The sequence below is a fragment of the Amycolatopsis thermoflava N1165 genome (genome assembly GCF_000473265.1).
Lineage (GTDB): Bacteria > Actinomycetota > Actinomycetes > Mycobacteriales > Pseudonocardiaceae > Amycolatopsis_E > Amycolatopsis_E thermoflava.
Map to the genome: position 1 here is coordinate 8,539,139 of NZ_KI421511.1, position 25,952 is coordinate 8,565,090.

Here is a 25,952-nt window from a genome sequence, read left to right on the forward strand (position 1 = left end):
GCCAGCATGAAGTCGTTCCCGCCGTACCGGGTGCAGGTTGTCAAGGCGATACCGATCACGACCCGGGAGGAGCGGGAGGAAGCGCTCGCCCGCGCCGGCTACAACATGTTCGACCTGCCTGCGAACATGGTGACGATCGATCTGCTGACCGACTCCGGCACGGGCGCGGTGTCCGCCGCGCAGGAGGCCGGCGCGGCGGCGGCCGACCGTTCCTACGCGGGTTCCGACTCGTGGTTCCGGTTCAAGTCGGCGCTGGAGGACCTGACCTCGTTCCCGCACCTGTTCCCGGTGCACCAGGGCCGGGCGGCGGAGCGGATCCTGTTCTCCACCGCGCTGAAGCCGGGGCATATCTCGCTGTCCAACACGCACTTCGACACCACACGGGCGAACGTGGAGCTGGCCGGCGCCGAGGCGCGGGACCTGCCCTGCCCGGAAGCGGCCGACCTGGACAGCCGGGATCCGTTCAAGGGCAACATCGACCTCGGCGCGCTCGAGGAGACGCTGTCCGGCCCGGACGGTCCGCGGGTCGGGCAGGTGCTGATCACGATCACCAACAACGGCGGCGGCGGGCAGCCGGTGTCGATGGCGAACCTGAAGGCCGTGCGCGCGTTGTGCGACCGGTTCGGGGTCCCGTTCTTCCTCGACGCGGCGCGGTTCGCGGAGAACTCGTGGCTGATCATCCAGCGCGAGGACGGTTACGCGGGCAAGACGCCGAAGGAGGTCGCGCAGGAGACGTTCGCGCTCGCCGACGGTTTCGTCGCCAGCCTGAAGAAGGACGCGATCTCGCCGATGGGCGCGGCGATCGGCGTGCGGGACGAGCAGCTGGCCAAGCAGTGCGAGGCGATCCTCATCGCCACCGAGGGTTTCCGCACCTACGGCGGCCTGGGCGGGCACGACCTGGAGCGCGTCGCGCAGGGCCTGCGGGAGGTCGTGGACCCGGACTACCTGCGCAACCGCGCCGAGGAGACTGCCCATTTCGCCCGGCTGATCAACGAGGCCGGTGTGGACATCGTGCAGCCCGCCGGGGTGCACGGCCTGTACCTGAACGCCGGGCGGTTGCTGCAGCACATGCCGCCGCACGGCTTCCCCGGGCACGCGCTGGCGTGCGAACTGTACCTGGCGGGCGGCATCCGGTGCGCCGAACTGGGTTCGCTGTACCTGGGCACCTTCGACGACGAGCACAACCTGATCTCCCCAGCGCCGTTCGAGCTGGTGCGACTGGCCATCCCGCGGCGGACGTACACGTTGGCGCACCTGGAGTACGTGGCTGACGTGCTGGCCTCGATCGCGAAGAATCCGGAATCGGTGCCGGAGTACCGGGTCACGCATGCGCCGCAGTTGTTGCGGCACTTCAATCTGAAGCTGCGGCAGGTGCCCCGGGCGGTTTCGTAGGCGCTGTGCGTTGCCGGCTTGCGTCTGGCAGGCCGGCAACGAAACGGAACCACCCCACGGACCATCCCCCTCCCGCGACCCGATCCCCAGCCAAATCGGTTGCCGAGCCACCGGGTCAAGGTACTCTTTCCCGCCTTGACGCGGTGTCTCGGCAACCGAACACTGAGAGATCGGGTTCGGAAGGGGCTTCTTTTCATCCGGGCGTAGCGAAGCGAAGCCGATGCAGTAGATACCCGTGTAGCGGCGCCAAAAAAAGAGCCACCCCGTCACCGAAGAACGGGGTGGCCCTTCTTATCCCGGGCAAAAGGTCAGGCGCGAGCCAGCTCCGACTCGGCGGGCAGCCGGCTCATCGCGTACCGCACCAACCGGATCAGCGCCAGCTTGCTCGATTCCCGCGAACGGGCGTCGAAGAACATCACCGGCACTCCGGGGGCGATGGCGAGCGCCTTGCGGATCTCGTCCTCTTCGTAGTCGTCCGAGTCCTCGAAGCAGTTGACCGCCACGATGAACGGGATCTTGCGCCGCTCGAAGAAGTCGATCGCCGCGAAGCTGGAGTCCAGGCGTCGCGTGTCGACCAGCACCACGGTGCCGATGGCGCCGAGCGCGAGCTCGTCCCACATGAACCAGAACCGGTCCTGCCCTGGCGTGCCGAACAGGTACAGCACCGTCTGCGGGGAGATGGTGATGCGGCCGAAGTCCAGCGCGACCGTGGTGGTGGTCTTGCGTTCCACCCCGGTGAGGTCGTCGACGCCCGTGCTGGCCTCCGTCATCACCTCCTCGGTGGACAGCGGGACGATCTCGCTCACCGACGCGACCATGGTGGTCTTGCCGGCGCCGAAGCCGCCCGCGATGACGATCTTGACGGGCGTCGGGATGACGCCCCCTTCTTCAGAGCTTGTTGAGGCCATCGAGCACCGCCTGGAGTAGTTCGCGATCGGGGGCCTTGGCCGGCTGCGACGGCGAACGGACGATCACGGCGCCCCGTTCGATCAGATCGCTGCACAACACCTTGACCACGGCGAGAGGGACCTTGACGTACACGGCAATTTCAGCGACGGACAACGGCCGCTGGCACAACTCGAGGATCGTCAGGTGCTCCGGGGTCAACCCGATCGGGTCGTGGTTGCCCCGGATGGCCATCACCTGCGTCGCCACGTCGAGTTTGATGTCGACGGACGGGATCCTGCCCCGTGTGATGGCGTACGGCCGGATCAGCGGCCCGGCCGCTTCGTCGTACCACTGGTCGTCCGCCATCAGTTGTGCTCCGGAACGAACCTCGCGGCATCCCGGGGAGCCGACGTCATGTAGTCACCGACGCGCTTGACGAGGCGGCTCATCTCGTAGGCGATCATCTCGACGTCGACCGTCTCCTCGGCGAGGATCGCCAGGCACGCGCCCTGACCCGCCGCGCAGACGAAGAGGTAACCCTCGGCCATTTCGATGAGGGTCTGCAGCACCGGCCCGCGCTGGAAGTGCTTGCTGGCGCCCTTGGCGAGGCTCTGCAGGCTGGACGCGATCGCCGACAGCTGGTCGGAGTCGTCCTTCGACAGGTTCGCGGACTTGCCCATGAGCAGCCCGTCGGCCGAGAGGACCACGGCGTGCTGCGCCCCGACGACGCGGTCGACCATGTCGTCGAGCAGCCAGTTCAGGTCGACCTTGGAGTTCTCGTTCTCGTTCATCGATGAGGTTCGACTTCCCTCTCAGTCAATGGTGGCCCGGGGGTCTTCCGGTGCGTCTGCGTCGCGCCCGCGGCGGGTTCCCTTGTGGAACGCCGAGAGCGTGTTGCGGGTCCGACCGGAGAACTCGTGGTAATCGGTGGCGTCCGACTCCGGGTCGTCACGGAGCTGGGCGACGAGGTTCTGCTGCGGCTCCCGCTGCGGCAGCGGCGCCCGGCGCCGCTTGGGGCGCGGCGAGGGCGTCGGCGCCGGCGCGGGCTCCGGCTCGAACACCGAGATCGTCTGCACACCGGTGGTCTCGCTCGCCGTCTCCGGTTCCGGTTCCGCGTGCCGTCCCGAGGGGAGCTCCGCCGGGACCCGCCGAGCGGGCTCGGCGGCGCCGTTGTTCTCGTGTCGTCCCATACCGTTCGTCCCGGCCGGACGGCCGGTCTCCTCCTGCTCGTGCGAGTCGGTCCCGGTGGTGGCCGGGGCGCCGCGGAACTCCGGATCGGCGTTCTCGGCGACCTGGTCCCCGTTGGCGAGCAGTGCCGACGGGATCAGGATCGTGGCGCGAGTGCCACCGTAGCGCGAGGAGTCGAACATGACCTTCAGGCCGAGCCGGGCCGCCAGCCGCGCGACCACGAAAAGGCCCAGGCTGGAGTCGGCTTTCAGGGCCATCGCGTCGAACTCGGGCGGTTCCGACATCATCCGGTTGGCCCATTCCCGGACGTCGTCCTTCATGCCGAGACCCTGGTCGGCCACGTCCACCACGACGCCGCGCGCGACGAGGGTGGAGGTCATGTGGACCTGCGACCCGGGCGGGGAGAAGGTGGTGGCGTTGTCGACCAGCTCCGCGACCAGGTGGATGGTGTCGGCGACCGCGGACCCGATGATCGCGACCTGCGGGACGTTCTCCACCTCGACCCGCGAGTAGTGCTCGGTCTCGGACACCGCGGCGCGCAGCACGTCCATCAGCCACACCGGCTTGCGCCAGCGGCGGCCCGGCTGCTTGCCCCCGAGGATGATGAGGTTCTCGGTGGTGCGGCGGGCGCGGGTGGCCAGGTGGTCGAGCTGGAACAGGCCCTTGAGCTGCTCCGGGTTCTCCTCGCGGCTCTCCATCCGGTCCAGGATCTGCAGCTGGCGGTGCACCAGGCCCTGGTTGCGGTGGGCGATGCCGAGGAACACGTTGTTGACACCGCTGCGGGCCTTGGCCTCACTGGCCGCGGCCTGGACGGCGGTCAGCTGCGCGATGTTGAACGCCTCCGCCACCTGGCCGATCTCGTCCTTGCCGTGGTCCAGGCGGGGCAGCTCGGCGGTGACGTCGACCGACTCGCCCTCCTTGAGCCGGTTCACGATGCTCGGCAGGCGGGTGCGGGCCAGTTCCAGCGAGTCGTTGCGCAGGCGCTCCAGGCGCGTCATCAGGGTCCGGTCGACCAGCGTGCGGGACACCCGGACGGCGACCCAGATCGAGGCGATCGCCGCGAGCAGGGCGACGACACTGCCGATGATCACGGTCCACAGGTTGACGTTGCCCTTGTCCAGCGCGGCGCCGGAGGCCAGCTCCGACTGCTCGACGGTCAGGCTGATCAGCCGGCCGGACACCTCGGTGGTGAGGTCGCGCCAGTCGTTCTCCCGCACGGTCAGCCCGCCGACGTTCTCGCGGAACACGCCCGGCCCGTGCGTGATGATCGAGTTCTCCGCGGCGGTGAGGCGCTGCCACTGCTCGCTCGAGGTGAGGTCGCGGTAGCGCTGCCCCGCCTCGGGGGCCATGTAGCTCGCGATCTTCGCCAGCTGGTTGCGGTAGCTGCCGACGAGCTGGGCGAACTGCAGGTGGTCGGCCGGGGCGAACTGGCCGGAGGCGAACGCGCTGGAGGCCAGCGACGCGGCGCGCGACATCTGGTCCGAGGCGCGGAAGATGTCCACCGACGTCATACCGCCCTGGGTCGACTCGGCGTCGGGCACCAGGCGGGCCTGCGAGTCGAACAGGTCGGTCGAGACGTCCAGCAGGCGGTTGTAGAAGTCGTTGACCTGCTCCTTGGAGATCGTGCGCAGGTTGATCTCCGCGCGGATCACCGGGAGCTGGTCGAGGCTCGCCTCCATCTGGTTCATCCGCTGCCCGATCTCGTCCGGCACGAGGCTCTTCACCTCGCCGAGGGCGGACCGGAGGCTGGTCAGCGACCTGTCGATGGACTGCTGCTGCGCCTGCAGGTCACGCAGGCCGACCTGGGGGCGTTCCAGGTAGACCAGCGACAGCTGGCGTTCCTGCTGGACGGCGCCGAGCGCGGTGACGGCGGGGATCGACACGTCCTGCACGGAGGAGGCCACCGTGCGCACGTAGATCGCGTCCACCAGGAAGTACCCGGAACCCGCGATCCACATGACGAGGAGCGCGATACTCGGGATCAGGACGGTGCCGGTCAGGCGCTTTCGGATCGACTTGTGGTGGCCTTCGCCTGACTTGTCATCTGTGTTTTTCACGACGCTCCACGAAATCCTGGGGACCGGGACGAAGACGGCGACGTCACGACAGAGTCGTATGCAACCACCCCTGTCAAGCAGGGGTTGTCGACAAGTGCCCTCCCGGCGGCTCGGGAGTTCTTCTCACTCTGAGTCACAGTCGCCGATCACTCGATAGATGCTCTGGTCGAGGTGAAATCATGTCGTACCGCGATCACTCCCGAGCCGCGACCCCCCGGTTACTGTGCGCAAACCCCGTTCCGGCCGGTTGCGGCGACGCGCGGGCTGCCGAAAGCGCTTTCCTCCGTGCGGGGGAGGTGCCCGGCGGTATCCTCACCCGTTCGCGGAGAAAGGCGTGGGTGTGCGTCCTGATCGCAAGAAGCAGCTCGTCGACGCCGCCGAGCGGCTGCTGATCACCGAAGGGGCGGCGGCGGTGACGACGCGCAGGCTGGCCGCCGAGGCCGGCCTGAACCAGGCGTTGGTGCACTACCACTTCGGCTCGATGGCCGACGTGCTCGTGGCGGTGCTGGACCGGGTCGGCGACCAGTACGCGGCGGGGGTCGCGGCCGCGTTCGCGGGGGAGGAGCCGCTGGTGGCGCGCTGGCGGCGGCATCGGGACCTGCTGATCGGGGACGCGCGGGCGCGGGGGTGGCCCAAGATCTGGCTCGAGTTGTGCACGCTGGCGCTGAACCAGCCCGCGCTGCGGGAGCGGCTGGCGCCCCGGCTGGACGCGCTGAGGTCGACCTTCGCGGACGCCGTCCGCGGCGAGGCCGCCCGCCGGGACGTGCCGCTGAGTGAGGACGAGGTGTGCGCGGTGGCGACCCTGTGGGGCACCGCGGTCGAGGGGCTGTTCGTGGAGCAGCTCCTCGGGTACGAGCGGGGGCACCGGGAGCTGCTGGCCTTCCTGGAGGCCCGGCTGACAACGGCCTTCGGCGACGCCGGGGACTGACGCTTCGCCTTTCTTCCGGCCGGCCCCGGCCCGTCCGCCGGCTGCCGGCCCCGGCTGGCCTCGCCGCTGCGCGGTGGGATGCCCATGCCCGCCGAACCGCCGGGGCTCGGCGGGGCCGCGGGAGGCCGGCCAGGCGGTCTCGCCAGACGCGGCAGTAGGCAATCCGGCTGGGCGGCAGGCTCCCGGAGCGGCCACGGCGCAGTCCCCGTCGAGCCGGGGCATCCGGCCCACGGGCTGCCGCCCGCCGGCGGCCGACGGCGGGCCGGATGCCTCGGCCAGGCGCGGCAGTCGACGATCCTCTTGGGCGGGCTGGCCCGCCGCTCTGCCCCAGCCGCCCGGTCTTCGGTCACTCACTCGGGCGTGGGGCGGGCGGTCCAGACCGCCCGGGGGCGGCCTGGGCGGGCTGGACCGGCCCCCGTCAGCCCGCCGCCTTCTGTCCCGTCGGCCCTCGCGGTCAGCCCGTCGGCCCCCGCGGTCAGCCCGCCGCTCCCCGCGGCCAGCCTGCCGCTCCCCGCGGCCAGCCTGCCGCTCCCCGCGGCCAGCCTGCCGCTCCCCGCGGCCATCCCGTCGGCCCCCGGGGCCATCCCGTCGGCCCCCGGGGCCAGCCGCAGCCTGCCGCTCCCCGCGGCCAACCCGTCGGCCCCCGCGGTCAGCCCGCCGCTCCCCGCGGCTAGCCTGCCGCTCCCCGGGGCCAGCCTGCCGCTCCCCGCGGCAGCTCGCCGCCCCCTCGCCAGCCCGCCGCCTTCTGCCCCTTGGCCACCACGCCGGTTGCCTCCGCCCACCTGCCGCCCGGCGGCGGCCGCCGCGTGGCCGCTGCCTCTGGCCGCCGCCACGGGCCGCCCGCCTGCCGGCGGCTGGCGACGCGGCCGCAACACGGTGGCCGCGGGGGTGGGTCAGGCGCCGAGGGCCGGGTCCGTTCGGCTCAGCCGTCCGGTCTGCACGTGCCCCGCCAGCTGCCGGGTCACGCCGGGGGCGCTCACGGTCACGTCGTACCACCCGTCGGTCGTCCGGACCAGGTGGGTGACCGCCGTGCCGGGGCGGAGGCGGTAGTCCACCCGCCGGTGGCCGTAGCCGCTCGTCACCGTCACCCCCAGCGTCGCGCGGCCCGGGTTCGTCAGCACCAGCTGCAGGTCCCCGCCGACCGGCCGCGCGGTCACCTCGGCCCCGCCGCCCGCGAACCGCCGGTAGAAACCGTTCGGGCCGTGCACGACGACCTCCGACGACGCCGGCCACTCGTCGCTCAGCCGCTGCCCCGCGCCGACCGTGTAGCCGCGCGGGCCCGCCGCCGACGTCACGTGGAAGTGCGCGCCCACCGGGCCGCGGCTGGCGAACGTCAGCCGCAGCACGCCGTCGCGCACCTGGCCGTCCACCGTGAGGTCGTAGGGCAGCGGCAGAGCCGGGCGCTGACCGCGTTCCTGCCGCGGCAGCGCCGGATCGGCCGGCGGAGCGGGCACGTAGTCCGGGTGCCGCTCGCGGTCGGGCGGGTAGTAGCCGTCCGTCCCGGGCAGGCCCGGCACCGCGGCGTCCGTGCGGGAGAAGTCGAACGCCGCGGTCAGGTCACCGCAGATCGCCCGGCGCCACGGCGAGATGTTCGGCTCGTGCACCCCGAACCGCCGCTCCAGGAACCGCACGATCGAGGTGTGGTCGAACACCTGCGAGCACACCCGGCCGCCCTTGCTCCACGGCGACACCACCAGCATCGGCACCCGCTGGCCCAGCCCGTACGGCTGACCGTCCAGCAGCTCGCCGGAGAGGTCCACAGTGGACCGGTCCGGGTACGGCGGCACCACGTGGTCGAAGAACCCGTCGTTCTCGTCGTAGGTGATGAACAGCGCCGTCCGGCTCCACACCTCCGGGTGCGCGGTGAGCGCGTCGAGGACCCGCGCGATGTACCAGGCGCCGTAGTTCGCCGGCCAGTTCGGGTGCTCGGTGAACGCCTCCGGCGCGACGATCCACGACACCGCGAGCAGTCGGCCCGCCTGCACGTCGGCGGTGAGGATGTCGAAGAACCCCTCGCCCTTCGCGGCGTTCGTGCCCGTGCGCGCCTTCTCGTACAGCGGGTCGCCCGGCTTAGCGTTGCGGTAGTTGTCGAAGTACAGCAACGAGTTGTCGCCGTAGTTGCCGCGGTAGGCGTCGCTGATCCAGCCCCAGCTGTGCTCGGCGTCGAGGCCGTCGCCGACGTCCTGGTAGATCTTCCACGACACGCCGGCTTCTTCGAGTCGTTCCGGGTAGGTCGTCCAGCTGTAGCCGAGTTCGTCGTTGTCGATGACCGGGCCACCGCCGGCGCCGTCGTTGCCGGTGTAGCCGCTCCACATGTAGTACCGGTTCGGATCGGTGGGCCCGATCAGCGAGCAGTGGTAGGCGTCGCAGATCGTGAACGCGTCGGCGAGGGCGTAGTGGAACGGGATGTCCTCGCGCGTCAGGTACGCCATCGTGGTCGCCGTCTTCGCCGGGATCCAGCGGTCGTAGCGGCCCTGGTTCCACGCGGCGTGGCCGCCTTCCCAGCTGTGGTCGAGGTCCTCCAGGAACTGCAGCCCGAGATTCCGCGCCTCGGGCCGGAACGGGAGCACCTCGCGCGTCCCGTCGGACTGGTGCCACACGGACTTGCCGCTGGGCAGGGTCACCGGGCGCGGGTCGCCGAAGCCGCGCACCCCGCGCAGCGAGCCGAAGTAGTGGTCGAACGAACGGTTCTCCTGCATCAGGACGACGACGTGCTCGATGTCGCGCAGGGTGCCGGTGCGGTGTCCGGCGGGGATGGCGGCGGCGCGGGCGATGCTCGGGGCGAGCGCGGACAGGGCGGCGGAACCGCCCGCCAGCTGCAGGAACCCGCGACGGTTCAGGGCTGTCATGGCGGTCAGCCTGATCCCGCCGCGGGTACGGCAAGCGTCGCGGCGGCGACCGGACGGCGAACACTTGACTGCCCGAGCGTGAGAAGGAAAGCCTGCCCTTACTGCTGGGAGGTGGGCTTTGAGCCGGTTCGGGAAGATCGTCCTGAAAACGCTGCCGGCGCCCCCGTAAACGCGCACGATCTTCTCCGGCTCCTCGGTCAACCGCACGCCGGCGACCGTGCTGGAGGCGGTCGGCCCCCAGGAGTACACGCTCGACATCGAATCCAGGCTGCGAGTGTGACGCCGGCGGCTCAGACCAGGCCATCTCCGCCACCCGGATCGCGGCCCCACAGCCGGGCGAGCGGCTCGGTCAGCTCGCGCTCCTCGTAGGACAGGTGGGACAGCAGCGCGTCGGTGAGCAGGTCGAGCGCGGCGTGCAGCGCGGTGATGTCGCCGTCGGTGCCGACGAACGCGACCAGTGCCGCGTCGACCCGTTCGACGAGGGCCTGGATGGCGTGGTGCTCGTCCGCCAGCCGGTCCAGCACCGGGGCGAGCCCGGGCTCGAACCGGCGCAGCGCGGGGAACACGTCGGAGTCCTCGCGCTGGTGGTGAATGCTGACCACGCGGCAATAGGACTCGCAGTAGGCGCCGAGCGTCCAGTTGTTCTGCCGCAGGGTGAGGGTGTGCAGGCGGGAGCGCGCGGCGCCGGGGTCGAGGGTCCCGGCGGCCACCTCGGTGAGCAGGTCGCGCAGCTGCCCGAGCTCGGCGCGCAGGTGGTCGTGCACCTCGATCAGCCGTTGCCCGGCGGCCTGTTCCCGGTCGTCGTAGCGGCGCCGCGGGTCCGGTCGGGGAGCCGACGGGCGGTCGTCCTCGTCCCAGACCCGTTCGGCGCTCAGCCGGAAACCGTCGTCCGGGGTGGGCCGGGCGGCCAGCGGCGCGGGCGACGGTCCGCGCCCGTCCCGCGCGGCGGCGACCAGTTCGCGCACCGCCGGGGCGATTTCGGTCGCGAAGAGCTGCAGCAGGCCCGGGGAGTCGGCCGGCAGCAGGAACCCGCTCACGCCGTGGGTGAGGGCCAGGTCGGCGAGCCGCTCGGGCCAGCCGCGCGGCGAGCCGAGCGCGGGCGGGGACAGGTTGTAGAGACGGCGGATCGCGGCCGGGTCGCGTCCCGCGTCCGCCGCGGCCGCGTCGACGGCGGCGTTGGCGGCGGGGAGATCAGCGGGCGGGATGCGGGTCATGCTCGGCAGCCAGCCGTCGGCGAGGGTGCCGGTCAGGCGCAGCATCCGCGGCCCGAGCGCGCCGACCCAGATCCCCGGACGGCCCGGCGCGGGAGCGGGTTCGGCGCCGTCCAGGCCGTAGTGCTTGCCCGGCAGGTGGACCGGGCCGCCGGGTGTCCACAGTGCACGGATCACGGCGATCGCCTCGCCGAGCGCGGCGACCGCTTCCGCGGGCGCGCGCCACGGCCCGCCCTCAGCGGCGATCGCGTCCCAGTACGCCCCGGCGCCCAGCGCCAGGTCCACCCGGCCGCCGCTGAGCGCGCCCAGGCTCGCGACGGCGCGGGCCAGCATCGCGGGCGGGCGCAGCGGCACGTTGGCGACGTTGGGGAACACCCGGACCCGCTCGGTCCGCGCGGCGATCACCGACAGCGTCGTCCACGCCTCGGTGAACTCGGGCCGGTACGGGTGATCCGGCACGCTCACCAGGTCCAACCCGGCGCGGTCAGCGACCCGCGCGAGGTCCAGCGCCAGTTCCGGTCGTCCGGTGGCCGGGGTGAGGACCGCGCCGAAGAGCAGGTCGTGCCCGTAGTCGGTCATCGAGCGGCCATCTCGCGTGGCGCGGGGGCGGGCACCAGCCGTCCCGGGCCGGCGAGCGCGACCAGCGCCGCCACGCCCATCGCGATCGCGGACAGCACGAACGCCGTGGTGTAGCCGGATTCCACCGGGAACCGGGTGCCCGCGACGACCTCGGCGGTGACGATGGTCGACGCGATCTGCGCGCCGAAGGTGCCGCCGATGGTGCGCATGATCGTGTTGATGCCGGTCGCCTCCCCGGTCTGGCGCGGGTCGACCGCGCCGACGACGAGGTTGGCCAGCGAGGCGAAGGCGAACCCGACGCCGATGCCGAGGATCCCGTTGCCGAGGTAGATCGGCCACGGCTCGCCGTGCGCGACGGCGAACAGCACGAACCCGGCCGCGCCGATCACGCACGCCAGCACCAGCGGGAGCTTGAACCCTGCCTTCGCGCCGATGCGCCCGGCGAGCGGGCTGGCGAACAGCATGGTCACGGCCATCGGGATGATGAACAACCCGGCCTCGGTGACCGACGCGCCGAACCCGTACCCGGCCTGCGGCGGCGTCTCGACGAGCAGCGGCACCAGCGTGAACGCGCCGTACATGCCGAAGCCGATGATCAGCGCGGTGATGTTGGACGTCAGCACCGCGGGACGGCCGAGCAACCCGATGTCGATCAACGGCTGGGCCAGGCGCTTTTCCACCAGCGCGAACACGACCAGCAGGACCACGGCGGCCGCGAACAGCCCGATGATCGCCGCGGAGCCCCAGCCCCACACCCGGCCCTCGCTGATCGCCAGCAGCAGCGCGACCAGGCCGCCGGTGAGCAGCAGCGCGCCCGCCCAGTCGACGCGGCCCGGCGAGCGCACCGGCGACTCGCGCACGAACGCGGCGACGGCGGCGATGCCGGCGACGATCACCGCGAACATCAGCCAGAAGATCCACTCCCAGCTCAGCGCGTCCACGATCAGACCGGGGATCACCAGCCCGACGCCGAACCCGATGCCGAAGGTCGAGCTGATCCAGCCGATCGCGACCGGCACCCGTTCGCGGGGGAACTCGTCGCGCACGATGCCGAAGGCCAGCGGGAAGGTCGCCGCGCCGACGCCCTGGATCGCGCGGGCCGCGATCAGCACGCCGATCGACGGGGCGAGCGCCGCGAGCAGGGTGCCGGCCGCGGACACCGCGAGGCAGGCGAGCAGCACGCGGCGCTTGCCGAACATGTCGCCGAGGCGGCCGAGCAGCCCGGTGGCGACCGACGCGGTGAGCAGGAAGGCGCTCAGCACCCAGGAGACGGTGGTGGTGGAGGTGCCGAACTCGGCCTGCAGCGTCGGCAGGGCGGGCACCGGCATGGTCTGCAGCAACGAGAACGACAGCACCGCGATCAGCAGCGCGGCGAAGGGTGCGGAACTTCGTGTCATGACGTAATGATTACACGACGACATGATTACGTCCAGAAGGTAGGATCGACCGCATGGACGACCGCGAGACGCGCCCGCCGACCCTGCTGGCCCTGCCCTCGTACCTGGCGGGCCACGTCGCGCGGATCGGGCACCGCGGGCTGGTCGCCGCACTGGCCGAGCACGACCTGCGGCTGCCGCACTTCGCCGTGCTGACCGGGTTGTCGGACTTCGGGCCGCTGGCACAGCACGCGCTCGCCGACCGGCTCAGGCTCAACCGCAGCCACCTCGTCGGCTACCTGGACCTGCTGGAGCAACGCGGTTACGTCCGCCGCGAACGCGATCCCGCCGACCGGCGGCGTCAGCGCGCCGCCCTGACCGAGTCCGGCATGGCGCTGGTGCGCCGCCTGCAGGAGGTGGCGCACCGCTCGCAGGAGGAGTCGCTGGGCGTGCTGTCCACAGAGGAGCGCCGGACACTGGTGGAGCTGATGCGCCGGGTGGTCGTGGCCGACGACGCGGCCTCGAAGGAAGTGACCGCCTAGTGTCCTGAGTCGTTAGTTCGTCGGCAGTAGGCGGCGAGGGAGTCGGGGATCTGGTCGGCGGTGGACGCCGCGGCGGAGCAGTTTGACGGTGATCTCGGCGAAGAATCGTTCGACGAGGTTGAGCCAGCTGGAATTCCTCGGGTTCCTGCGCACCATCGATTCGTCAACGCACAGCACCACCGCCTTCGCGGGCGGATCCAGATACAGCCCGACCACGTCGCGGACCTTGTCCACGAACACCGGATCCTTGCTGATCTTGAACGTGTCCACCTGGTGCGGTTTGAGGCCGAACGCCCGCCAGATCCGTGAGACCGCCGACTGTGTCATCCCGGTCTGCGCCGCCGGCGACCGGGTCGACCAGTGCGTCGCGTTCCGCCCTCGGCGCAGGCCAGTACGATCCGGGCCCGCAACGCCAGCGCCTGCGCGGTCGTCCTGCGCCGGGTCCACCCCTCCAGCGTGCGACGTTCATCGTCGGACAGGGCCAGTGGCACCAGCTTCAGACCCGGCATCGCCACAACCTGGCCTGGCACTGAATTAACGACTCAGGCCACTAGCGGCGGGACGGCCAGCCGAAGCTGTCCGCTGTGGACTCGTCGGGCCCACTGGCGTGGCCCGGCAAGGCGGCCCTCAGCGCCGGGACAGCCACCCGAGACTATCCACAGTGGACCCTGTTGGCACGTACTCCAGGCCCACCCAGCCGTCGTACCCGGTGGCGGCCAGCCGGTCCAGCCAGGCGGTCACCCCGAGCGTGCCGGTGCCCGGCTCGTGCCGTCCCGGCGCGTCGGCCACCTGGACGTGCCCGGTGCGCTCCAGCAGTGGCGGCGTGAGGAGCGCGTCCAGGTCGTCGCCGTTGCTGCCCAGGTGGTAGACGTCCGTCAGCAGCGCGATGTTGTCCGCCCCGACCTCGTCCGCGAGCGCGAGCGCGTCGGCGGCGCGCAGTAGCGGGTAGTCCGGCGCGCCGCTGAGCGGTTCCAGCAACACCGTGCCCGGCAGCCGGTCTGCGGCGAAGGCGAGGTTGTCCAGCAGCACGTCCCGCGAGGCGCCGGTCCGGTTGCCGGGCAGGACGTTGAACCGCGAGCACCCGAGCCGCTCCGCGATCCCAGCCGCGACGTCCACGCCTTCGCGGAACTCGGCCGTCCGTGAGGCGAACCCGGCCAGCCCCCGCTCGCCCGCGGCGAGATCGCCGTGCGGCACGTTCAGCGACACCAGCTCGACCCCGGCGTCGGCGATGGACGCGACGAACCGGTCGACCTCGCTGTCCCCGGGCACGCCGTCGAACGGCCACCACGACTCCACACCCGCGAACCCGGCCGCCGCCGCCGCGGCCGGACGGCGCTCCGGCGCCAGCTCGGTGAACAGGATCGAGGTGTTGACGTCGTACCGCATGACGTCATCCTCGCAGACGCGCCCGCAACTCCAGCTTCGCGATCTTGCCCGTCGCGCCCTTCGGCAGCTCATCGACGATCCGCACCCGCCGCGGGTACTTGTACGCGGCGATGCGCTCCTTCGCCCACGCCACGATCTCGTCCGGCTCGGCGCTCGCGCCCGGCTTGAGCGAGACCACCGCGACGACCTCCTCGCCGAGCCGCTCGTCCGGCTCGCCGATCACCGCCGCCTCGCCGACCGCCGGGTGCCGGTACAGCAGCTCCTCCACCTCGCGCGGGTAGACGTTGAACCCGCCGCGGATGATCAGGTCCTTCTTGCGGTCCACGATGAACACGAACCCGTCGGAGTCGACGTAGCCGAGGTCGCCGGTGTGGAACCAGCCGCCGCGGAACGCCTCCGCGGTCTCCTGCGGCCGCTTGTAGTAACCCTTCGTGATGTTGTGCCCGCGCAGCACGATCTCGCCCACCTGCCCGGACGGCAGCGGGCGGTCCTGGTCGTCGACGATCCGCAGTTCCACGCCCCAGATCGGCTTGCCGATCGAGAGGATCTTGCGGTTGTCCGCGCCCGGGTTGACCGTCGTGGTCGACGCCGACTCGGACAGCCCGTACCCCTCCAGCACCGGGATCCCGTACTTCTCCTCGAAGCGGCGCAGCACCTCCTCCGGGATCGCCGCGCCGCCGGAGCTGCCGATCCGCAGGCTGCTGGTGTCGTAGCCGGTGGTGTCGGCGTAGGCCAGCGCGTGGTACATCGTGGGCACGCCGGCCATGATCGTGACCCGGTCCCGCTGGATCGCCTCCAGCACCGCGGGCACCTCGAACCGCGGCACCACCGAGATCGTGCGCCCGTGCCGGGCCGAGGCGTTGAGAATGCTCGACAGGCCGTAGACGTGGAAGAACGGCAGCACGGCCAGCGCGACGTCCTCGGGTTCCGCGCCGAATCGCTCGCTGCCCAGGGTGCAGGTCATGTAGAGCTGGAAGTGGGACAGTTCGGCGCCCTTGGGGCGGCCGGTGGTGCCGCTGGTGTAGAGCAGCACGGCCGTGTCGTCCGCCGCGCCGGGGAAGATGTCGCCGTCGTCCGCGGGCTCCAGCAGCACCGGGAAGGACAGCGTCCCCTCCGGCCAGGTGCCAGCGTCCAGGTCGCCGACGACCACCGCGCGGACGTCCGGGACCTCCTTGAGCGCCGTGGTGACTTCGGGCGCGCCCGCGGCGTGGGCGATGATCATGCGCGCGTCGGAGTCGTCCAGGTGGTAGGCGATCTCGGCGGCCTTGAGCAGCGGGTTGAGCGGGACCATCGTCAGGCCCGCCTTGAGGATGCCGAAGTAGGCGATCACGAACTCGGGCACGTTGGCGAGCTGCACGGCGACCTTGTCCCCGGGCCGCAGGCGGGCTTCGCGCAGGGCGACGGCGACCCGGCCGGAGCGCTCGTCGACCTCGGCGTAGGTCATCGCACCCGACGGGAAGCGCAGGAAGTCCTTGCCCGGCGTGGCCGTCGCGGACTCCCGCAGCATGATCGCCAGGTTGAAGCTCATCGGCTGCCCACCTTCCGAACGTCGTTCTGTCCGGCCTGCCCGGATTCCGCCGGTCATTCCGGATTGCCTGCGGGTCGGTTGTCAGACCCGGCAGAATCCCGTTCGGTTTTGCGGCGACGTCGACCCGTCAGCCAGTGAACCGCGCGGCCGGTCCGGTGGTCAAGTCCCCGGCGCGTCGTCGAGGTCGCCGGGGCGGATGCGGTAGACCTGCAGGCGCAGGTCGTAGTACTTGGTGGTCTCGCCGACCCACTGCATGCCGAGCCGTTTCGCCGTCGCGATCGCCCGAACGTTGTTCGGTCGCGCGACGGCGAACAGCTCGTCGGTGTCCTGGGTGAACGCCCACCGGATCAGTGCCTGGCTGCCTTCGGTGGCGTAGCCATGCCCCCACGCGTCGGGGTGCAGCTGCCAGCTGAGCTCGAGGTCCTCCTCGTAGGGCGGCAGCAGGCGGATGGCCAGGCCGCCGATGACCTGGCCGTTCTCCCGGCGTTCCATGGCCCAGCGGCCGCGCGGCGGCGGCAGGTTCGGCTGGGCCTCGTGCCAGGCCTGCAGCACCGCGCGCATCGCGGCGACATCGCCGACCCGGTCCATCACCGGGGTCAGCCAGTGTGTGACCTCTTCCGAGCCGTAGATCGCGAAGGCGGCCTCGGCGTCGTCGGCCGTCCAGTCACGGATGACCAGCCGGTCGGTGATCAGGGGCGACTCCATGTGTAAACGCTACGTGAAGTGCGGCCGGTACGGCAGCCACGAGCGGCAGATGCGCCCAGAGAGCGGTACGGTCCCCGTCGCCGCTGCGGCCCCACATGGCCGCGCAGGTGGTCAGGACGTGCAGGCCGGTGCCGAAGCCGCTGTCCGGGGACGGCAGCTCGACGCCGGGCGCGGACAGCGAGATCCGCAGCCAGCCGGCTTCGGTGCCCTCGCGCACGAGCCGGATCGTGGCGGGCAGGCAGCCCTGTTCGTAGGCCGTGCTGGCCAGGGCGTCGATGACGAGCAGCGCGTCGGTGACCGTCTCCACCGTGCAGCCGTCGAGGAAGGTCGCGGCCGACTCCCGCAGGGTGCGTATGTCGGTGGGGTGGTTCAGCACCCGTTGCAGGGCATGGTCGATCCAGAAGTCGGTCACGCGGGCTCCCTCCGCTGTCTGCTCAACGGTCGAGTGAGACTACCCGGGCGAGTGTTGCTGAAACCGCGCAAGTTGTGACCGCAGTCTCAATCTGCCAGTCAGGTTACGCGCCCTCGGTGTGGTGGCGCAGCAGCCGGGACAACAGGGCGGTCAGCTGCTCCCGTTCCGCGCCGCTCAGCGGGGCGAGCAGGTCGTCCTGGATGCGCGCGATCTGCTTGTCGAGGCGCTTGAGCTGCCTGCGGCCGGCGGGGGTGATCGTGATGACGTTGCGCCTGCGGTCGGCCGGGTCCGGCTCCCGGCTGACCAGGTCGCGGTCGGCCAGTTCGTTGATGGTCGCCACCAGGTCGGAGAGGTGGATCGCGCTGCGGCGGCCCAGTGTGGCCTGGCTCGTCGGCCCGGACTCCTCCAGCGCGGCCAGCAGGCGGTAGTGGTAGCCGCGGGCGCCGGCCTCGGACAGGCCCTCGGTGACGAGCCGGTGCGCGTGGTGCGCGGTCTGCGTGAGCAGCCAGCTGGGGAGGGCACGCAGGCGCTCGGGGGCGGTGGTCTCCATGATCGGGAGTCTAACCGAAACGTTCGCCCGGCGAATCATTTGACTGACTAACGTTTGGGCGTCTAACGTTCTGGGCATGACCGAGAAACCCTTCCGCATCGACATCCCGCAGTCCGCCCTCGACGACCTCGCCGCCCGCCTGGACCGCGTGCGCTGGCTCGACGAGCTGCCCGGCGCGGGCTGGGACTACGGCATCCCGCTCGCCCGGGTCCGCGAGCTGGCCGGCCGCTGGCGCGACGGTTACGACTGGCGCGCCCAGGAGGCACTGTTGAATTCGTTCCCGCAGTTCACCGACGAGATCGACGGGCAGACCGTGCACTACCTGCACGTGCGCTCGCCGCGGGCGGACGCTCTGCCGCTGGTCGTGACGCACGGCTGGCCCGGTTCGGTCGTCGAGTTCCTGGACGTGATCGGGCCGCTGTCACGCGACTTCCATCTGGTGATCCCGTCGATCCCGGGTTTCGGCTTCTCGGGGCGGACGGCCGAGCGGGGCTGGGACGTGGCGCGGGTGGCGCGCGCCTGGGCCGAGCTGATGCGCCGGCTGGGGTACGAGCGGTACGGCGCCCAGGGCGGCGATTTCGGCTCGGCGATCTCGCAGCAGCTCGCCGCCGCCGCGCCGGACCAGGTGGTGGGTGTGCACCTGAACTACCTGCCGACACTGCCGCCGTCCGACGGGATCGCCGGACTGTCCGAAGAGGATCAACGCAGGCTCGCCCACACGAAGGCGTACGCCGCGAACCGGCCCGGCTACCAGGTCCTGCACATGACCACGCCGCAGACGATCGCGTACGCCCTGACCGATTCCCCGGTCGGGCAGCTGGCGTGGATAGCCGAGCGGTTCGCGAAGTGGACCGACCCGGAGTCGCGCATCCCGGACGACCGCCTGCTGACGGACGTGATGCTGTACTGGCTGACCGGCACCGCGGGTTCGGCCGCCCGCCTGGCGAAGGAGAGTACGTACGTCGCCCAGGCAGGCCGCCCGTGCCCGGCGCCGGTCGGGGTGGCGGTCTTCGCGCACGACATCACCCTGTCGGTGCGCGCAGTCGCCGAACAGCGGTTCGACATCCGCCACTGGAGCGAGTTCGACAGAGGCGGCCACTTCGCGGCGATGGAGGTGCCCGACCTGTTCGTCGAGGACGTGCGCAAGTTCTTCAGCACGCTGGCTTGAGGCGCGAGGCCGCCGGTCACGCCTGTGCCGCGAACTCCCGCTATTGCCGGCCGGCAGCCCCGGGCCGCCGGTCTGCGGTGGTCACTCGCGCGGCTGCTGCGGCTCGGTGGTGCTTGGCCGCGGCCGTGGCCGTCGGCGGCGCCTGGTTCGGCTGTGGTGGGTTCGTGTGCTGCTGGCCTGCCGGTCTGCGATCACTCGCGCGGCTGCTGCCGCTCGGTGGTGCGTGGCCGTGGCCGTTGGCGGCGCGCGGTTCGGCCGTGGCGGGCTGGCGTGCCGTTGGCCTGCCGGTCTGCGACGTGATCACTCGCGCCGCTACTGCCGCCTGGTGGCCCTTGGCCGCAGTCGCGGTCATTGGCGCCCCCGGTTCGGCCGCCGTGGTGGGCTCGCGTGCCGCTGGCCCGCCGGTCTGCGATCACTCGCGCGGCTACTGCGGCTCGGTGGTGCTTGGCCGCAGCTGGGGCCGTTGGCGGCGCCCGGTTCGGCCGTGGTGGGCTCGTATGCCGCTGGCCCGCCGGTCTTGCGACCATCCGCGCCTTCCCGCAATGCCAACCGGCAGCCCTGGGTCTCAGCCGTGGCCACTGGCGGTCCTCGCGCGCAGCGGCAGGAGGTGCGGGTCGGGCGTCCTGCGAGGCTGCTTGCCCGAGCTGAGCACCAGCCAAGGACCACGCGGGGGCCTGGCGGCGGAGGCCGGGGGTGCCTCCGGCGAGGCAGAGGGCCGTCGCTCCGCCGGAATCTTCTGGGCTTCCCTGGCCCGGGTGCTTCTGCCATGTTGCATCAGGAGCGGAGAGGGGGCCCGATGCCGGAGGCCGAGATCCTGTCGCCGGGGGAGTTGCGCGCGCTCGGCGCGTGGATGGACCGCCAAGGGCTGCCGGGCGGGCCCGTCGATGACCTCGCGCCGATCGCCGGTGGCACTCAGAACCTGATGGTTTCGTTCCGCCGTGGCGGCCGGGCCTACGTCCTGCGCAGCGGTCCCCGGCACCGGCGGGCGCGCAGCAACGACGTGCTGCGCCGGGAGATGCGGGTGCTCGCCGCGCTGTCGGGCACCGCGGTGCCGCACCCGGAGCTGATCGCGGCCTGCCCGGAGGAGACCGTCCTGCCCGGCGCGGTCTTCTACCTGATGGAGCCGGTGGACGGGTTCAACGCGACCGTCGAACTGCCCGAGCCGCACGCCGCCCGCCCCGAGCTGCGGCACGAGATGGGGCTGGCGATGGCCGACGCGCTGGCGGCGCTGAGCGAAGTCGACCACGAGCGGGCCGGCCTGGCGGATTTCGGTCGCCCACAGGGGTTCCTCGAACGCCAGGTGCCGCGGTGGCTCGCGGAGCTCGATTCCTACGCGGGCCACGACGGTTACCCCGGGCCGAGCCTGCCGGGCGTGGAGGCGGTCGCCGACTGGCTCGCGCAATGTGTGCCCCAGCGGTGGTCGCCAGGCATCCTCCACGGCGACTACCACCTCGCGAACGTCCTGTTCGACCGCCGGGGCGCCACGGTCGCGGCCATCGTGGACTGGGAGATGAGCACGATCGGCGACCCGCTCCTCGACCTCGGCTGGCTGCTGGCCACGTGGCCCGGCACCCGCCCGATGCTCGGATGGAGCGGCCTCGCCACAGCCGGCGACCTCGCCACCGAGGAGGAGATCGTGGCCCGCTACGCCGCCAGCTCCGGACGGGACACCTCGGGACTCGCCTGGTACGCGGTGCTGGCGTGCTTCAAGCTGGGCATCGTGCTGGAAGGCACGCACGCGCGTGCCTGCGCCGGCAAGGCGCCACGCGCCATCGGAGACCGCCTCCACGCGGCGGCGGTCGGGTTGTTCGAGCAGGCGCTGGACCGCATCGCGCGTTCGTGAGTGGTCGAGCTGCCCGCGCGGCCGGGGCCGCGGTAGAGGGCTGTTCGCGCCGGGTCACTGCTCGCGCGAGACGGCTGCTCGGGCGGGATGGTTGCTCGCGGGGGATGGTTGCTCGGGCGGGTTGGCTGTTCGCGGGGGATGGCTGCTCGCGTGGGTGGTTGCTCGCGCGGGTTGGCTGCTCGCGCGGGTTGGCTAGGTGTTGCCGACCGCAGGCGGGCCGTGATCGGTTGGGGTGGCTTCACATGAGGGTGGGGGCCGTACCGAAATGGCTTTGACCGCGTGCTGAATCGTGTGGGTGGTGGGCGTCGCGATCGCTGTCGGAAAGTGGTCGGTGCCGGGGCTGCGCAGAGGGGGCGTCGCGGATCGCGGCCGGAAAATGGCCGGCCTCGTGGGCTGTGGTGAGGGTGCCTGGCCGGCGACAGCGCATCGGGCGCCACAAGCAGTGGTCAGGGCACCACTGTCACCGGCCACAGGCCGGATCGCACGAGGCGGTTCGCCACCGAGCCGACGATCCGGTGGCCCCGGCTCTCCGACGCGCCCACCACGACGAGGTCGGCGTGCAGCTCGACCGCCGCGCGGCGGAGTTCCGTGAAGGCGTCGCCGCGGCGGACGATGAACGTGATGGGCAGGCGGGCCTCGTCGGCCAGATTGCGGATCGGTCCGCGCATCTCGTCGATCGTCGCTTCGTAGGCCTGCTCCTGGGCTGCCGCGAGGTAGCCGCTCGCCATGCCGGTCCACGCCGTCGGCGCCAGCACGTACACCAGCACCAGCCGCGACCGCTGCCGCCGCGCCAGCCCGGCCGCGTAGGCGCCCGCCCGGGACGCGCTGGGGGAGCCGTCGACGCCGGCGAGGACGACGTGCGGCCCGTCGGTGCCGCGCTCGAACGGTCCCGGCGACCACGCCGGGCCGTACTCCTCCACCAGTTGTCCCCGCTCGGCACCCACGGCACGCATTATCTGGCACCGGCCGCTCCGGGTGCGGGCACCCGGCACGGCTTTGGTACGAATGACGTCTACGCCGACAGGAGGAACCAAGTCGTGGGTAACGGGCCCGACCCCGTGCGGGCGGCCGACGTGGCGATGGCGGCCGCCCGGTTCGCCGGGGTCATCCAGCCGACGCCACTGCACCGCAACGAACGGCTTTCGCTGCAGCACGGCGTGGACGTCTGGCTCAAGCGCGAGGACCTGTCCGCCGTCCGCTCCTACAAAGGCCGTGGCGCCTACAACCTGGTGAGCCAGCTCTCACCGGAGGAGCGCGCCCGCGGCGTCGTGTGCGCGAGCGCAGGCAACCACGGCCAGGGTGTGGCGTTCGCCTCAGCCGCCCTCGGGGTCCTCGCCCGCGTCTACTTGCCGCGCACCACCCCCCGGCAGAAGCGGGACCGCGTTGCCCGGCTGGGTGGTGAGCACGTGCAGATCGTGATGCACGGCGACACCTACGACGACGCTGCCGCCGCCGCGCAGGAGTACGCGGCGAGCACGGGCACGACGATGATCCCCGCGTTCGACGATCCGCGCACGATCGCCGGGCAGGGCACCGTCGTCAAGGAGGCCATCGAGCAGCTGGGCCGCGCCCCCGACGTCGTGATCGTGCCGGTCGGTGGCGGCGGCCTGCTCGCCGGAACCCTCGCCTGGCTCCGCGAGACCCACCCCGAGGTGCGGGTGATCGGCGCCGAGCCGCAGGGCGCGGCCAGCATGGCTCTCGCACTCGAGCACGGCGGCCCCGTCGCCATGGAGACCATCGACCCGTTCGTCGACGGCGCCGCCGTCCGGCTCGTCGGGCAGCACACCTACGCCCTCGCCGCCGAACGCCGACCGAGCATGATCGCCGTGCCCGAGGGCAAGATCTGCGTCGAGATGCTCGACCTCTACCAGTCCGACGGCATCATCGCCGAGCCCGCCGGCGCGTTGTCACCGGCAGCGCTCGGGCTGGACCTCGACCTGGAGCCGGGCTCGACCGTGCTGTGCATCGTCTCCGGCGGCAACAACGACGTCAGCCGCTACGCCGAGATCGTCGAGCGGGCCCTGATCTTCGAGGGGCGCAAGCACTACTTCCTCGTCGAGTTCCCGCAGGAGCCTGGCGCGCTCCGCCGCTTCCTCGACGACGTGCTCGGCCCCGACGACGACATCACGCTGTTCGAGTACGTCAAGCGCAACAACCGCGAGACCGGCCCGGCTCTGGTCGGCATCGAGCTGGGCTCGCCGGACAACCTCGAACCGATGATGAAGCGGATGGCGGCCGGTCCGCACCGCATCGAGCGCGTCCCGCCGGACAGCCCCCTGTTCACGTTCCTGGTGTGACCGGCATCGGAATCGCCTTCTCGGCCGCGCGGCTCACCTCCTCCCAGTCCGCCCAGCCGTCCAGGCGCTGCCGCGTGAGGTCGTGCGCCAGGTCGTAGACCATGCTGCCGAGCAGCAGGCGCAACGGCGGATCCTCGCTGTCCGCGAGTTTCAGCAGCGCCTCCGCGGCGAGCGCGGGATCGCTGTCCACCGAACCCTCGGTCCACTGCTGCTCCATCTCCTGCCGCAGCGGTGCGTAGGCGTCGACCGGCGAGGCCATCGCGGGTGCGGTGTAGAGGTCGGTCCAGTAGCCGCCGGGCTGCACGATGCTGACCTTGACGCCGAACGAGGCCGCCTCCTTGGCCAGCGCCTCGCTCATGCCCTCCAGGGCGAACTTGCTCGCGCTGTAGAGACCCGTCATCGGGAACCCGCCCAGCGCGGCGATGCTCGAAATCTGCAGGATGCGACCGGACCGCCGGCGCCGCATCACCGGTAGCACAGCCTGGCTCACCCAGAGCGCGCCGAAGAAGTTCGTCTCCATCGCCGCTCTGGCCTCGTCCTCGGTGAACTCCTCGACCATGCCCATGGACAGGGTGCCCGCGTTGTTGACCACGACGTCGAGGCGACCGAAGTGGTCGACGGCCTGCTCGACGACCCGGAACACGTCCTCCCGCCGGGTGACGTCGAGCTGGACGGGCAGCAGCCGGTCGGTCGCCTCGGCGGTGATGGTGCGGGAGGCCGCGACCACCCGGTCACCGCGATCGAGGGCGGCTTCGGTGAAGGCGCGGCCGAGGCCGCGGCTCGCACCGGTGATGAACCAGACGCGGGAAGGGGAGGTGGTGGTCATCTGGGCTCCTTTCGCTGTGAGACGAACCGTAGCGTCTCGAGTCGCCAGGTGTCAAGACGGACCGTCTCGTCTTGGTCTGTGGTAGTGTGGGGACGTGCCAGATGCGAGTCGTCGCAACGAGAGCTCGCGGCAGGCGATCCTGGCTGCCGCGTTCGAATTGGTGGGTGAAGTCGGGTACGCGAAGCTGAGCATCGAAGGGATCGCCGCGCGAGCGGGCGTCGGGAAGCAGACGATCTACCGCTGGTGGCCCTCGAAGGGGGCGGTGCTGCTGGACGCGTTCCTGATGCTGTCCGAAGGGGACGGTGGCGGGCTGCCCGACACCGGTGACCTGGAGGCGGATCTGAAGACGGTGCTGCGCGCGACGGTCAAGGAGCTGGCCGACGAGCGCTTCGACCTCACGATGCGCGCGCTCAGCTCGGAGATCATGCACGATCCGGAGCTGGCGCGGATGTACGCGGAGCGGCTCGACGAGCCGGTGCGGGAGCTGAAGAAGGAGCGGCTGCGCAAGGCGGTGGAAGCCGGGCAGCTGTCCGATGTGGACCTGGATGTGGCGGTGGACGTGATCTGGGGGCCGGTGACGGTGCGGTGGATGCAGCGCGGGCCGCTCACGGTGGAGTTCGCGGACCAGGTGGTGGAGACGGCGTTGTCCGGGTTGCGACCCTGACGCGGCGGGCGTTTGGCGAACGCCTTGCGGTGCTGGCGGTCGTTTTGAGGGCTGGGTGCGACGGGAGTTGGGCTTAGGTGCCGGATCGGATGGGGGAGTCGGCGTTGTGCCAGTTGCCCTGACGCGGCTGGGGTTGGGGACAGTGCTCGCGGCGGTGGCCAGTCTCGGCGCGGGGGTGGCGGTCCGTGGCGGAATTTCGTGAGCGGGTAGGGGCAAGGTCGTCCCGGTTGTGACACCGGCACTGGGGGCTTGCCGGGGTGAAATTGCGGGACTGGGCGGGCCGGCGCGGCGAGGTCCGTTCGCGGGTCCCGGGGTGGCCCGCGAAACGGGAGCCCCTCAGCTCTTCGCCGCCACGGCCTGTTCGAAGAAGTCGGCCAGTTGCCGCCCGTAGGACTCCAGGTCCAGGTTCGGGTTTTCGGTGTAGGCCTGGATCGCGCCGTCGATGCTCTGCGCGATCGTGCGGGCCGCGACCTCGGCCGAGAACTCGCCGAAGGCGCCCTCCCGCTGACCCTGGGTCAGTAGCCGCTCGATGCGGCCCGTCCGGAAACCGCTCAGCAACGGGCCCGCCACCGGCCAGCCGTCCGGGTCGTCCGCGTTCGCGGCCACCTCGCGCAGCACCCGCACACACTCGGGGTGGTCGCGGACGAACGTGACCTCCGTTTCGATCAACGCGCGCAGCATCGCGGCCCGGTCGGTCGTGTCGCCGGCCCGCTCCTCCAGGTACCTGTCCCGGATGCTCATGGCCGTCGTCACCACCGCCTGCATCAGCCCCGCCTTCGTGCCGAAGTGGTAGCCGATCAACCGCGTGCTGCTCAGCCCCGCACGCTCCTTGATGCGGGCGAACGACGTCCGGCGGTACCCCAGCTCCGAGATCGTCGCCAGGGTCGCCGCGATGATCTGCGAACGGCGCGCCTCCTCGGCCGGGCTCAGGCCCAGGTCCGGCTGCACCTCATTGATTACCTGCATGAGTAAAAAGTTACTCGGCTGAGTAATCAGCGGCAAGCGGATTACTTCAGCAGCGTGTCGACCAGTTCGGTCGTCCAGCCGGGATCCGCGGGCTGACCTGCGAAGATCGCCCGGTAGTACAGCGGCCCGAGCAGGACGTCCGCGGCGTGCGCGGTCTCCGGCGCGGTCCCGCCGCGGGAACGTTCGCGATCGAGGATCGCGGTCAGCTGGGCGTGTCGGTCCGCGGTGCACGCGCAGCCGCCATCCGGGCCTGAGCCGATCGCGGCCCGCATGATCGCCAACACGTCCGGGTCGGCGAGGTCGGTCGCCACGTCCGACGCCCACCGCTGCAGGTCCTCGCGCAGCGAGCCGGTGTCCGGCACGACGATGTCGCCGCTGAACCGGCTGCTCGCCACGTCCGCCATCAAGTCCGCGACCGACCCCCATCGCCGGTACAGCGTGGTCGGGTGAACGCCCGCGCGAGTCGCGATCAACGGCAGCGTCAGTGCCTCGGCGGGGTTCTCGGCCAGGAACTCCACGACGGCGCGGTGCACGGCGGCACGCACTCGCGCGGACCGGCCGCCGGGACGGGTTGTGCTGGTGGTGGCGGACATGGAG

General features: G+C 71.5%; 24 protein-coding genes and 1 pseudogene. 7 read left to right on the forward strand and 18 right to left on the reverse strand.

Annotated features, from left to right (window positions below; genetic code table 11):
- Positions 1–6: 6 nt before the first annotated feature.
- Positions 7–1,392, forward strand: a complete 1,386-nt coding sequence (locus tag AMYTH_RS0142480) for a tryptophanase (protein WP_027935346.1) — start codon at positions 7–9, stop codon at positions 1,390–1,392.
- Positions 1,393–1,700: 308 nt separating this feature from the next.
- On the opposite strand, the gene AMYTH_RS0142485 is transcribed toward AMYTH_RS0142480, so the two are convergent.
- The 4 genes from AMYTH_RS0142485 to AMYTH_RS0142500 are packed head-to-tail and all read right to left on the reverse strand — an operon-like array spanning position 1,701 to position 5,525.
- A complete protein-coding gene (locus AMYTH_RS0142485) occupies positions 1,701–2,300 on the reverse strand; it encodes a GTP-binding protein (protein WP_017983333.1) in 600 nt (199 codons plus the stop codon).
- Positions 2,281–2,646: a DUF742 domain-containing protein gene (locus AMYTH_RS0142490; RefSeq protein ID WP_017983332.1), complete on the reverse strand. Its 366-nt coding sequence runs from the start codon at positions 2,644–2,646 to the stop codon at positions 2,281–2,283. The genes AMYTH_RS0142485 and AMYTH_RS0142490 overlap by 20 nt, the downstream gene beginning before the upstream one ends.
- Complete coding sequence (locus AMYTH_RS0142495) at positions 2,646–3,071, reverse strand: roadblock/LC7 domain-containing protein (RefSeq protein ID WP_017983331.1); 426 nt, start codon at positions 3,069–3,071, stop codon at positions 2,646–2,648. The genes AMYTH_RS0142490 and AMYTH_RS0142495 overlap by 1 nt, the downstream gene beginning before the upstream one ends.
- A 21-nt stretch (positions 3,072–3,092) precedes the next feature.
- Entirely contained in the window at positions 3,093–5,525 is a 2,433-nt protein-coding gene (locus AMYTH_RS0142500; RefSeq protein WP_027935347.1) for a sensor histidine kinase, read from the reverse strand.
- A gap of 334 nt (positions 5,526–5,859) precedes the next feature.
- On the opposite strand from AMYTH_RS0142500, the gene AMYTH_RS0142505 reads away from it, so the two are divergent.
- The gene (locus AMYTH_RS0142505) at positions 5,860–6,453 is read left to right on the forward strand and encodes a TetR/AcrR family transcriptional regulator (protein WP_027935348.1); all 594 of its coding nucleotides are present in this window, start codon (positions 5,860–5,862) and stop codon (positions 6,451–6,453) included.
- A gap of 350 nt (positions 6,454–6,803) precedes the next feature.
- Here the strand turns inward: AMYTH_RS0142505 and AMYTH_RS51295 are convergent, their stop codons facing one another.
- The 4 genes from AMYTH_RS51295 to AMYTH_RS0142525 all read right to left on the reverse strand — a co-directional run bounded on the left by AMYTH_RS51295 (position 6,804) and on the right by AMYTH_RS0142525 (position 12,489).
- On the reverse strand, positions 6,804–7,037 hold the full coding sequence (locus AMYTH_RS51295) for a hypothetical protein (RefSeq protein WP_410468344.1): 234 nt from the start codon (positions 7,035–7,037) through the stop codon (positions 6,804–6,806).
- 309 nt (positions 7,038–7,346) lie between these two features.
- Positions 7,347–9,302, reverse strand: a complete 1,956-nt coding sequence (locus AMYTH_RS0142515; protein ID WP_027935350.1) for a phosphocholine-specific phospholipase C — start codon at positions 9,300–9,302, stop codon at positions 7,347–7,349.
- Between the two features lie 290 nt (positions 9,303–9,592).
- Positions 9,593–11,092 (reverse strand): LLM class flavin-dependent oxidoreductase, encoded by a 1,500-nt coding sequence (locus tag AMYTH_RS0142520; RefSeq protein WP_027935351.1) that lies wholly within the window; start codon positions 11,090–11,092, stop codon positions 9,593–9,595.
- On the reverse strand, positions 11,089–12,489 hold the full coding sequence (locus AMYTH_RS0142525) for an MFS transporter (RefSeq protein ID WP_027935352.1): 1,401 nt from the start codon (positions 12,487–12,489) through the stop codon (positions 11,089–11,091). The genes AMYTH_RS0142520 and AMYTH_RS0142525 overlap by 4 nt, the downstream gene beginning before the upstream one ends.
- A gap of 53 nt (positions 12,490–12,542) precedes the next feature.
- On the opposite strand from AMYTH_RS0142525, the gene AMYTH_RS0142530 reads away from it, so the two are divergent.
- A complete protein-coding gene (locus AMYTH_RS0142530; protein WP_027935353.1) occupies positions 12,543–13,010 on the forward strand; it encodes a MarR family winged helix-turn-helix transcriptional regulator in 468 nt (155 codons plus the stop codon).
- Between the two features lie 159 nt (positions 13,011–13,169).
- Here AMYTH_RS0142530 and AMYTH_RS51355 read toward each other — a convergent pair.
- The 6 genes and pseudogenes from AMYTH_RS51355 to AMYTH_RS0142560 form a co-directional block, all read right to left on the reverse strand.
- A pseudogene (locus tag AMYTH_RS51355) lies at positions 13,170–13,382 on the reverse strand (IS630 family transposase); the annotation flags it as partial.
- A gap of 255 nt (positions 13,383–13,637) precedes the next feature.
- Positions 13,638–14,396, reverse strand: a complete 759-nt coding sequence (locus tag AMYTH_RS0142540; RefSeq protein ID WP_027935355.1) for a hydroxypyruvate isomerase family protein — start codon at positions 14,394–14,396, stop codon at positions 13,638–13,640.
- 4 nt (positions 14,397–14,400) lie between these two features.
- Entirely contained in the window at positions 14,401–15,924 is a 1,524-nt protein-coding gene (locus AMYTH_RS0142545) for a long-chain-fatty-acid--CoA ligase (protein ID WP_027935356.1), read from the reverse strand.
- Positions 15,925–16,083: 159 nt separating this feature from the next.
- A complete protein-coding gene (locus tag AMYTH_RS0142550; protein ID WP_027935357.1) occupies positions 16,084–16,629 on the reverse strand; it encodes a GNAT family N-acetyltransferase in 546 nt (181 codons plus the stop codon).
- Complete coding sequence (locus AMYTH_RS0142555) at positions 16,589–17,041, reverse strand: hypothetical protein (RefSeq protein ID WP_027935358.1); 453 nt, start codon at positions 17,039–17,041, stop codon at positions 16,589–16,591. The genes AMYTH_RS0142550 and AMYTH_RS0142555 overlap by 41 nt, the downstream gene beginning before the upstream one ends.
- Positions 17,042–17,144: 103 nt before the next feature.
- Positions 17,145–17,591 carry a MarR family winged helix-turn-helix transcriptional regulator gene (locus AMYTH_RS0142560; protein WP_027935359.1) on the reverse strand — a complete coding sequence of 149 codons (447 nt, stop codon included), beginning with the start codon at positions 17,589–17,591 and terminating at the stop codon, positions 17,145–17,147.
- Positions 17,592–17,667: 76 nt separating this feature from the next.
- Here AMYTH_RS0142560 and AMYTH_RS0142565 point away from each other — a divergent pair, with 76 nt between their 5' ends.
- Both AMYTH_RS0142565 and AMYTH_RS0142570 read left to right on the forward strand, forming a co-directional pair.
- On the forward strand, positions 17,668–18,759 hold the full coding sequence (locus AMYTH_RS0142565) for an epoxide hydrolase family protein (RefSeq protein WP_027935360.1): 1,092 nt from the start codon (positions 17,668–17,670) through the stop codon (positions 18,757–18,759).
- Positions 18,760–19,555: 796 nt separating this feature from the next.
- The gene (locus tag AMYTH_RS0142570; protein WP_051362990.1) at positions 19,556–20,602 is read left to right on the forward strand and encodes a phosphotransferase family protein; all 1,047 of its coding nucleotides are present in this window, start codon (positions 19,556–19,558) and stop codon (positions 20,600–20,602) included.
- Between the two features lie 446 nt (positions 20,603–21,048).
- Here the strand turns inward: AMYTH_RS0142570 and AMYTH_RS0142575 are convergent, their stop codons facing one another.
- A complete protein-coding gene (locus tag AMYTH_RS0142575; protein WP_027935362.1) occupies positions 21,049–21,522 on the reverse strand; it encodes a universal stress protein in 474 nt (157 codons plus the stop codon).
- A gap of 159 nt (positions 21,523–21,681) precedes the next feature.
- On the opposite strand from AMYTH_RS0142575, the gene ilvA reads away from it, so the two are divergent.
- Positions 21,682–22,899 carry a threonine ammonia-lyase IlvA gene (gene ilvA, locus AMYTH_RS0142580; RefSeq protein ID WP_267283928.1) on the forward strand — a complete coding sequence of 406 codons (1,218 nt, stop codon included), beginning with the start codon at positions 21,682–21,684 and terminating at the stop codon, positions 22,897–22,899.
- On the opposite strand, the gene AMYTH_RS0142585 is transcribed toward ilvA, so the two are convergent.
- Positions 22,883–23,725, reverse strand: coding sequence for an SDR family NAD(P)-dependent oxidoreductase (locus tag AMYTH_RS0142585; protein WP_027935364.1), 843 nt, complete (start codon positions 23,723–23,725; stop codon positions 22,883–22,885). The genes ilvA and AMYTH_RS0142585 overlap by 17 nt on opposite strands.
- Positions 23,726–23,864: 139 nt before the next feature.
- Here AMYTH_RS0142585 and AMYTH_RS0142590 point away from each other — a divergent pair, with 139 nt between their 5' ends.
- A complete protein-coding gene (locus AMYTH_RS0142590) occupies positions 23,865–24,389 on the forward strand; it encodes a TetR/AcrR family transcriptional regulator (RefSeq protein WP_084022890.1) in 525 nt (174 codons plus the stop codon).
- A 336-nt stretch (positions 24,390–24,725) separates the two neighbouring features.
- Here AMYTH_RS0142590 and AMYTH_RS0142595 read toward each other — a convergent pair whose 3' ends face one another.
- A complete protein-coding gene (locus AMYTH_RS0142595; protein ID WP_027935366.1) occupies positions 24,726–25,355 on the reverse strand; it encodes a TetR/AcrR family transcriptional regulator in 630 nt (209 codons plus the stop codon).
- A gap of 41 nt (positions 25,356–25,396) precedes the next feature.
- On the reverse strand, positions 25,397–25,948 hold the full coding sequence (locus tag AMYTH_RS0142600) for a TetR/AcrR family transcriptional regulator (protein WP_027935367.1): 552 nt from the start codon (positions 25,946–25,948) through the stop codon (positions 25,397–25,399).
- Between the last annotated feature and the right edge of the window lie 4 nt (positions 25,949–25,952).

Excerpts from the sequence above, each read along its gene's own strand:
- AMYTH_RS0142565 (WP_027935360.1), top strand. The coding sequence starts at position 17,668 with ATGACCGAGAAACCCTTCCGCATCGACATCCCGCAGTCCGCCCTCGAC.
- AMYTH_RS0142525 (WP_027935352.1), bottom strand. The coding sequence starts at position 12,489 with ATGACACGAAGTTCCGCACCCTTCGCCGCGCTGCTGATCGCGGTGCTG.
- AMYTH_RS0142550 (WP_027935357.1), bottom strand. The coding sequence starts at position 16,629 with ATGGAGTCGCCCCTGATCACCGACCGGCTGGTCATCCGTGACTGGACG.
- AMYTH_RS0142530 (WP_027935353.1), top strand. The coding sequence starts at position 12,543 with ATGGACGACCGCGAGACGCGCCCGCCGACCCTGCTGGCCCTGCCCTCG.
- AMYTH_RS0142570 (WP_051362990.1), top strand. The coding sequence starts at position 19,556 with ATGCCGGAGGCCGAGATCCTGTCGCCGGGGGAGTTGCGCGCGCTCGGC.
- AMYTH_RS0142600 (WP_027935367.1), bottom strand. The coding sequence starts at position 25,948 with ATGTCCGCCACCACCAGCACAACCCGTCCCGGCGGCCGGTCCGCGCGA.
- AMYTH_RS51295 (WP_410468344.1), bottom strand. The coding sequence starts at position 7,037 with ATGGCCCCGGGGGCCGACGGGATGGCCGCGGGGAGCGGCAGGCTGGCC.
- AMYTH_RS0142545 (WP_027935356.1), bottom strand. The coding sequence starts at position 15,924 with ATGAGCTTCAACCTGGCGATCATGCTGCGGGAGTCCGCGACGGCCACG.
- AMYTH_RS0142515 (WP_027935350.1), bottom strand. The coding sequence starts at position 9,302 with ATGACAGCCCTGAACCGTCGCGGGTTCCTGCAGCTGGCGGGCGGTTCC.
- ilvA (WP_267283928.1), top strand. The coding sequence starts at position 21,682 with ATGGCGGCCGCCCGGTTCGCCGGGGTCATCCAGCCGACGCCACTGCAC.
- AMYTH_RS0142490 (WP_017983332.1), bottom strand. The coding sequence starts at position 2,646 with ATGGCGGACGACCAGTGGTACGACGAAGCGGCCGGGCCGCTGATCCGG.
- AMYTH_RS0142485 (WP_017983333.1), bottom strand. The coding sequence starts at position 2,300 with ATGGCCTCAACAAGCTCTGAAGAAGGGGGCGTCATCCCGACGCCCGTC.
- AMYTH_RS0142495 (WP_017983331.1), bottom strand. The coding sequence starts at position 3,071 with ATGAACGAGAACGAGAACTCCAAGGTCGACCTGAACTGGCTGCTCGAC.
- AMYTH_RS0142480 (WP_027935346.1), top strand. The coding sequence starts at position 7 with ATGAAGTCGTTCCCGCCGTACCGGGTGCAGGTTGTCAAGGCGATACCG.
- AMYTH_RS0142560 (WP_027935359.1), bottom strand. The coding sequence starts at position 17,591 with ATGGAGACCACCGCCCCCGAGCGCCTGCGTGCCCTCCCCAGCTGGCTG.
- AMYTH_RS0142595 (WP_027935366.1), bottom strand. The coding sequence starts at position 25,355 with ATGCAGGTAATCAATGAGGTGCAGCCGGACCTGGGCCTGAGCCCGGCC.
- AMYTH_RS0142520 (WP_027935351.1), bottom strand. The coding sequence starts at position 11,092 with ATGACCGACTACGGGCACGACCTGCTCTTCGGCGCGGTCCTCACCCCG.
- AMYTH_RS0142585 (WP_027935364.1), bottom strand. The coding sequence starts at position 23,725 with ATGACCACCACCTCCCCTTCCCGCGTCTGGTTCATCACCGGTGCGAGC.
- AMYTH_RS0142540 (WP_027935355.1), bottom strand. The coding sequence starts at position 14,396 with ATGCGGTACGACGTCAACACCTCGATCCTGTTCACCGAGCTGGCGCCG.